This window comes from Nitrospirota bacterium (genome assembly GCA_020846775.1).
Taxonomy (GTDB): domain Bacteria; phylum Nitrospirota; class 9FT-COMBO-42-15; order HDB-SIOI813; family HDB-SIOI813; genus RBG-16-43-11.
Map to the genome: position 1 here is coordinate 1 of JADLDG010000099.1, position 8029 is coordinate 8029.

Sequence of the window (8029 nt, forward strand, 5' to 3'; positions counted from 1 at the left end):
CCGACTGCCATGCTTGCCGATGGTGTATCAGTAAGCAATGTTACAAGCGGGGTCATCAGGGATGTTTACAATAATACCGTTTCCAACGGAGCACTTATCACTGTTTCTACCAGTATGGGGACTATTACAACGTCAGACGCTGACGCCCTTACCCCGGGTATTCAGGTGTCTGTAACCGGAGGCATTATAACATTCGTTTTACGATCAGGTACAACCGCAGGGACTGCAGCAGTAGCCGTTAATTCTGTTCAGGGAAGTGCTACTGGCCAGGCATCAATTTCACTGGTAAATGTCCCGCCGCAACTCAACTATCCTACTGAGGCTGGTTATGGCAGTGGAGATGCCGTTGAACCTAATAGTGGTCTCAAGAGCACTGCATACAGGTACAAGATCGTGTACCGCGACGTCAATAATAATTCGCCGACATTTGTCAGGGTATGTATAGATTTAACGCCATGCTCAGCCATGAGTCTTGATTCAGCGGCGCTGGATCCTTTACTCAGAGATGGCGACTTCAGCAATGGTGAGCAGTTTACTTATTCTATTAATACCCTTAACTCCGGGGACCACATTTACTATTTCGAGACTATGGATGGTATGGCATACACAAAAACGCCTACCTCAGGGAGTCTGAATGGTCCTCATGTAAACTATATACCAACACTCTCATTTTCTGCAGAGACCGGATATGTGACTGATGGTGTTGACCCGGATAATGGAAATACAAATGTTACGTTTAATTTCAAAGTGGTTTACACAGACCTGGACAATCAGGCGCCTGCGTCTAAGAGATTGTGCCTGGATGGTACATGCTATGCCATGACGGTAGATAACTCGGCAACGGCTATATTGAGAGATGGAATTTACACCAACGGAGAACAATATCTATATAGTAATACCCTGTCTGACGGTACCCACAATTATTACTTTGAAGCAACTGACGGGCTCGAATCAACATCACTTCCGCAATCCGGAAACCTGACCGGCCCTATTGTAACAAACACATACACGCCGGTTGGTTTAAATGTTGTTGTTAAACCGGATATCAATGTGACTATTACCTTTGATCAGGTTACGGCTGCAGGTGATACATATGTTACAAATTCCGTGACCGGTTCATCTCTTCCATCCGGGTTCCTCCACGGTTCACCTCCTGCGTACTTTGATATACGGACGACTGCGCTATTTACCGGTAAGGTAAGAATGTGCTTTACGTATGCTGATCAGAGATACTTTGGTGTCGGCTACGGCGGAGAAAGGGGATTAAGATGGCTGCATGTTGAGGGAGGTGTGTTCAGGGACCGTACTGTGGTACTGGATGTCAATAACAATTTTGTATGTGGTGATGTGTATAGTTTCTCAGAATTCTCTGCTGCAGTAGAAGAGGCAACCCTCGTTACTCTGACGTCGTTTAATGCAATCGGTCTGGCTGACAAGGTATTGCTGACATGGTCCACAGCCGCAGAAGTAGACAGTATGGGCTTTAACATATTGAGAGGGCCGACCATGGCCGGACCATTTACAAGGATAAACAGCTGGGTTATAAGATCAAAGGGTTCGCCGACATCGGGTGTTACGTACAACTTTGAGGACACCGGTGTGGAGAATGGAGTTACATACTTCTATAAACTGGAAAATGTGGATATTAATGGAAGTATAAGTACCCATATGATTGCGTCAGCAACGCCTGTTGAAGCGGTGCCGATGTCAGCAGGTCAGCCTTCAGCGGTTGAATCTGGTGATTTGCCGGCGAGTGCCGGGACGTCAGTAGCTATCAGTGAATCGGGTCCTCAAAACAGTACTGCTGTTATGGATAATATTAGCGAGGAGAAAATCACCACGGAGGAAGTGGATAAAGAAGTTACAAGTCATGATTCCATTGATATTGGGTCAGAAAGTGCATCTGTGTCTAAGAGCAAGGCATTAAATGAACCGGAGAAAGAAGCATATCCTTCTCCAGGTGACTTTGCAATAAAGATAGAAGATGACAATGGTAATGAATTGGCTGTAAGTCAGGTTAAAGACGGGGATAAAGTAAATGAGCCGTTTGAAGTAAGCATTGACGATGATGGCAAGGCGGTCCTTAGATGGGCGTCAGTCGGAAATATTAAGAGATTTAATGTCCGGAGATCGGATAACAAAGGTAAAAAACTGGAAACAGTTAATTCTATCCCTATACCGTACTTTTCTTCACAGGCCGGTGAAAAGGGTCTTCTTTACACATTCAGGGATGCAGGAGTCAGAGAAAATGTTGCCTATAAATACAGGATTGAAATTATGTCAAATGATGGATCGGTTAAAGAGTCAGAACCTGTTGAAATATCTACAGAAAAGAAGAAAATAATGAATCCTGGCAAATCACTTCTTCCTGGAGCAAGGGTATTTCCCCAAAAACTACAATAATACGGCATGGTAAATGCAATTAATCTTTATAAGATAATGAAAAAATATCTCTTTTCACTCATCATTATATCCTTCCTTGCCGGATGTGGTTCTAGTGGTGGAGGAAATTCGCCAGGCAGTGGAGATAACAATAGCGGTAATACCGGTGGGAGTAAGGCAACTATTTCCTGTAACAGTTCTGGTAAGATAGCAAAGGTAAAGGTCAGTAAAGACGGGATTTACAGATTTTCGTTTTCTGATCTATACAGTGCGTGTTCTTCCGTATCCTTTTCACCTTTGACAATAAGACTTTCAAATCAGGGAGATGATATCCCGATAGATTTTGTTGATAGTAACAGTAATGGTATTTTTGACCGTGGAGACTTTATAGAGTTTTATGGAAAGGCTATTGGCCGCGATGACAGCCGGTTTAGATTTACAGAAACCAATGTCTACTGGCTCTCCATTGGCGAAAAAAATGGTAAAAGGATGTCAAAAGTAACACCACCCCCCGGGCAGCCAACTTCTCCCGGTTTATCCTATCAACGGCGATTACATATGGAAGAGGATACGATGTATGTCCAAAGGAACTATCCTGAGATAAAGTTGCCTTCTGATGTGAGGGAGCACTGGTTCTGGGGGGACAAGGTTTATCCTGATAACCCTAATGATAACATTGATGACAGGGTTACCCATTCCTTCCCTACAAGATTCATTGATAAAACAGTACCGGTATCCCTCAGGATACGACTCCAGTCTGTAAGTTTTAAACATTATATCAAGGTATATATCAACAACAATCCTGTCTGGAATCAGGAGTGGGATAGTCAGGACCCATATGATATAGAGATTTCAGGAATATCTGCGGGGTTATTTAATAATGGTCCTAATACTCTCACAATTGAAAGCGCTGGCGGCGGACTGTTTTACCTCGACTGGTTTGAGGTTGTTTATAACCGGGAATATAAGGCGGAACAAAATGTTGTAGAGTTTACAGGAAATAATAATATTACCCTCTCAAACTTTTCTTCGAATGACATATCAGTTTATGAAATATCAGATCCAAAGGATGTTCGGAAGATCCTCATATCTGATCCAAAGAAAATATCAGAAGGTGATTATGCGGTCTCATTTTCTGGTCCCTATGATAATAAGAGGCTGTTTTTGGCTGTATCTTCAAACCCGGGTCAGAAGAGGATGTCGCCTGTTGTAGAGCCATATTTACCTTCATCCATTTCATCAAAATCTGCAGACTATATAATAATTACACATGAAGACTTCGCTGATGCGATTAAACCCCTTGCTGATTACAGGGCTAAGCAGGGACACACTGTTCTTACAGTCAAGGTCAATGAAATTTATGACGAATTTGGTGATGGGATAGAGACCCCGTATGCGATAAAGGCATTTCTTAAATATGCCTATGAAAAATGGGCGGTAAAGCCTGTATATGTACTTCTGGTAGGTGATGCGACGGTTGATTATAAGGATTTGAGCGGAAATGGTGTGAATTATGCTGTTAAGAGTTATCTCCCGGCATACCTCTATAATTATCCGGTGATTGGAGAAGTGCCGAGTGATAACTGGTTTGCGGATTCCAACGACGATATATTGCCGGATATGAATATCGGAAGGATTCCTGCCAAGTTTCCTGATGATGTTTCGTCGGTGGTCTCCAAGATTATGTCACATGAAAGAACTCCTGTTAAATCTAAAAATGTTGTACTGATTGCAGATGATGATAGACCAGATTTTGAAGGCCTGTCAGACTCACTTGCAGAACTGATAAAGCCTCCCGGCTACGTCCCGCAGAAAGTCTATCAAAGGGAACTTCAGGGTGGTTTTAAACCAGCCATAATATCTGCTATTAATTCTAACCCCCTGATTGTAAATTACACAGGACATGGTGCTGTGGCAGACTGGGCAAATAATATGTTTTCATCCGGGGATGTAAAGGACCTTAAAAATACCAGCTATCCTTTTGTTGTTGCACTGAACTGCCTTAACGGATATTTCGTTCTTGCAGACGAGAAGCCATTTCCCTCCATAGCTGAAGCTTTTATTCTTGCAAGGGACAAAGGTGCATTGGCATTTCTTGGGGCAAGTCCATGGGGATATCTCTCTGATCATGATCCGCTTGCACAGGAATTGTATAATATATTATTCAGTGAGGATATTACTTTAGGAGAGGCGGTGACTAAGGCCAAGGCTGAGGCATATACAAAGGGGGAGATAATGGAGGACGTAGTCCAAACCTTCATCTTCTTTGGTGATCCCGCTACTAAGTTGAAATAATTCGATTATTATCAGGTAACAAAAAAACAATTATGGAGTAAGAAATCTTTAGGTGAGAATAAAGGGCTAAGATCCTCTCATATTTAAGTATCAATTTACAACTAAATTGAAACTCTCGCATTATTTCGCGAGTCCTATTCTCCCCAATAAGAATCGGGGTATTATCAAGGATCTTAGCCGCCATTATTTATATCATCACTATATCTCCCGTGAGTCACGATGTCAAGGAAACCAGGGAGATTGTTGAGAGCTTCTGTTTTAATTGTTTTTTCTTGCTATATCCTGCTCAGATATGGTATAAAAATTGAGCATTTAATCTAAGTATTCTTAACATAGGGGGGTATTAAATGGGACGGGTAAATTTTCAATTTACATCAGAATCTGTGACCGAGGGACATCCCGATAAAATTGCAGATCAAATATCAGATGCTGTCTTGGATTCAATTATTGCTAATGATCCGATGTGCAGGGTTGCTGTTGAGGCCCTTGTCACTACAGGCCTCGCATTCGTTGCAGGGGAAGTTACAACCAATACCTATGTAGAAATACCTGATATTGTAAGAGAGACAATAAAAGAGGTCGGCTATACCAGGGCTAAATACGGATTTGACTATGAAACATGTGCGGTTCTGACTGCAATTCATTCCCAGTCCCCGGATATTTCAATAGGCGTAGATACAGGCGGCGCAGGCGATCAGGGGCTGATGTTCGGTTATGCTACTAATGAGACGGAAGAATGCATGCCTACACCTATCATGCTTGCCCATAAACTGACACGCAGGCTTACAGAGATCAGGAAAAAAGACATCCTCCCATACCTCAGGCCGGATGGAAAATCTCAGGTTACTGTGGAATATGTTAATGGTAAACCGCAGAGGGTTTCAACAGTTGTAATATCCACTCAGCATAGTCCTGACATTACACTCAAAGAGATACGGGAGGATATGATCGAGAAAGTTATCAAACATGTGATTCCTCCAAATTTACTGGATGAGGAAAATGTTACGTACCATGTCAATCCTACCGGAAGATTTGTCACCGGCGGTCCTCAGGGAGATACAGGTCTTACAGGGCGGAAAATAATCGTTGATACCTACGGTGGTGTCGGAAGCCACGGGGGCGGCGCTTTTTCAGGTAAGGACCCGACAAAGGTTGATCGCTCAGCATCCTATATGGCCAGATACATTGCCAAGAATATTGTTATGGCCGGTATCGCAGACAAATGCGAGGTGCAGCTTGCTTACGCAATTGGTGTCTCAGATCCGGTATCCATATTGGTTGACTCATTTGGAACACGCAAGATTTCGCAGGAGAAGATTGTAAAACTTGTAAGGGAAATATTTCCACTAACACCCAAGGGTATAATTGAACACCTGCAGTTAAGACGTCCGATCTTTAAGAAAACCGCTGCTTATGGACATTTCGGAAGGACAGAGCCGGAGTTCACATGGGAGAAGACTGATATGTCAGAACCCCTTAGAAAGGCTGCCGGTTTATAAAGCCATGCTTGTCGTTACCAGTTATTTTTTTTCTTGAAAGGAGAATAGATGGATTTTGATATTAAAGATATTGGTTTGGCTGATAAGGGGAGGCTCCGTATAGAATGGGCTGAACAGAATATGCCTGTACTGAGGCTTATCAGGGAGAGGTTCAAAAAAGAAAAGCCGTTGAAGGGGGTCAGAATTACATCATGCCTTCATGTAACAACTGAGACAGCTTGTCTTGTTCAGGCGCTAAAGGAGGGGGGCGCTGATGCAGTGCTTTGTGCATCAAATCCGCTTAGCACCCAGGATGACGTTGCTGCTTCTTTAGTCAAACATTCAGGAATCCCTGTGTTCGCAATTAAAGGTGAGGACAATGATACCTATTACAAGCATATGAATTCCGCATTAGACCTCAATCCCAATATAACCATGGATGATGGAGCAGATGTCGTTTCATTATTGCACTCAAAAAGAACCGACTTACTGCCGGATGTAATTGGCGGGACGGAAGAGACAACTACGGGAGTAATACGGTTAAAGAGCATGGCCAACGAAGGTGTCCTGAGATATCCTATTATCGCAGTCAATGATGCATTGACCAAACATCTTTTTGATAACAGATATGGGACTGGACAGAGTACAATTGACGGGATCCTCAGGGCCACTAACAGGCTAATAGCAGGCACTGTAGTTGTCGTTGCTGGTTACGGCTGGTGTGGCAAGGGTGTTGCGATGCGGGCTAAAGGGCTGGGTGGAGATGTTGTGATTGCAGAAATAGATCCGTTGAAGGCACTTGAGGCTGTAATGGATGGTTTCAGGGTGATGCCTATGTCCGCTGCATCCAAAATCGGCGACTTCTTTGTGACAGTAACAGGCGATATTAATGTATTAAGAGAAGAGCATTTTAAGGCTATGAAAGATGGCGCAATCGTTTGTAACTCAGGTCATTTTAATGTTGAGATAGATATACCTGCCTTACGGAAACTAAGTAAAAAGAGAAGGGTTATAAGAGAATTTGTAGAGGAGTATACCATGAAAGATGGAAGGCGGATCAATCTCCTGGGAGAAGGCAGGCTGATTAACCTTGCAGCTGCAGAAGGACACCCATCGAGTGTCATGGATATGAGCTTTGCAAACCAGGCGCTTGCAGCGGAATATATGGTGAAGAAGGGCAATAAGCTTGAAAACAATGTATATCCTGTTCCGGCAAATATAGACAGAGAGATCGCAAGACTGAAGTTAAACGCCTTAGGGATAAAGATAGACAAACTTACCAAAGAGCAACAGATATATCTTGCTTCATGGGAGATGGGAACCTGAAGAAGCAATGAGTGGAAAGCAATGAGTATTGAGTAATGGGGAGGGGGTTGACCCCTCCCGCCTCAATTCATTTCATCGCTGTTCAATACGGCGATGATAGCTTCCAATGATGGTACTACAGTGTTTTTTATCTCTTTTTCCGATGATGACGAAATTAATTGTACAACTCCTGCAAGATCTCTTGAAACCCGGGTCAATTTCCCTTTTAACCTTGAATTAGTGTCATTAAGAGCCTCGATCAGTTTCTTATTCTCGAGACGTAAACGTTTTCTTTCAAGTGCCTTTTTTGTAACAAAACTCAGTTGTTTAATATTATGCAACGGCTTCTGTAAATAATCAAAAGCACCGCCGTCCCGTAAAGCCTCAACCACACTGTCCATGGTCCCATGCCCGGTAAGGATAACTACCTCTATATCAGGGTCCTTTTCTTTAGCCCTTCTGAGTACTTCCATACCATCGAACCTTGGCATTTTTAAGTCAGTGATAACAAGATCGAAATTGAGCTGGTCAAGAAGGGATATTGCCTGCTCTCCGTCATAAGCTGTTAA

General features: G+C 43.0%; 5 protein-coding genes. 4 read left to right on the forward strand and 1 reads right to left on the reverse strand.

The window, feature by feature from the left end; all coding sequences use genetic code 11:
• The 4 genes from IT392_11850 to IT392_11865 all read left to right on the forward strand — a co-directional run.
• Positions 1-2403: hypothetical protein (locus IT392_11850; GenBank protein MCC6545167.1), on the forward strand; the 2403-nt coding region annotated here is incomplete at its 5' end.
• A gap of 36 nt (positions 2404-2439) precedes the next feature.
• A complete protein-coding gene (locus tag IT392_11855) occupies positions 2440-4677 on the forward strand; it encodes a hypothetical protein (protein MCC6545168.1) in 2238 nt (745 codons plus the stop codon).
• A gap of 347 nt (positions 4678-5024) precedes the next feature.
• The gene (locus tag IT392_11860) at positions 5025-6176 is read left to right on the forward strand and encodes a methionine adenosyltransferase (protein MCC6545169.1); all 1152 of its coding nucleotides are present in this window, start codon (positions 5025-5027) and stop codon (positions 6174-6176) included.
• A gap of 48 nt (positions 6177-6224) precedes the next feature.
• The gene (locus tag IT392_11865) at positions 6225-7481 is read left to right on the forward strand and encodes an adenosylhomocysteinase (GenBank protein MCC6545170.1); all 1257 of its coding nucleotides are present in this window, start codon (positions 6225-6227) and stop codon (positions 7479-7481) included.
• Positions 7482-7543: 62 nt separating this feature from the next.
• On the opposite strand, the gene IT392_11870 is transcribed toward IT392_11865, so the two are convergent.
• Positions 7544-8029, reverse strand: a 486-nt coding sequence (locus IT392_11870) for a response regulator (GenBank protein ID MCC6545171.1), incomplete at its 5' end; no start/stop codon positions are given.

Bases quoted from the DNA above. Each gene is read 5' to 3' on its own strand.
- IT392_11855 (MCC6545168.1), top strand. From the start codon at position 2,440: ATGAAAAAATATCTCTTTTCACTCATCATTATATCCTTCCTTGCCGGA.
- IT392_11865 (MCC6545170.1), top strand. From the start codon at position 6,225: ATGGATTTTGATATTAAAGATATTGGTTTGGCTGATAAGGGGAGGCTC.
- IT392_11860 (MCC6545169.1), top strand. From the start codon at position 5,025: ATGGGACGGGTAAATTTTCAATTTACATCAGAATCTGTGACCGAGGGA.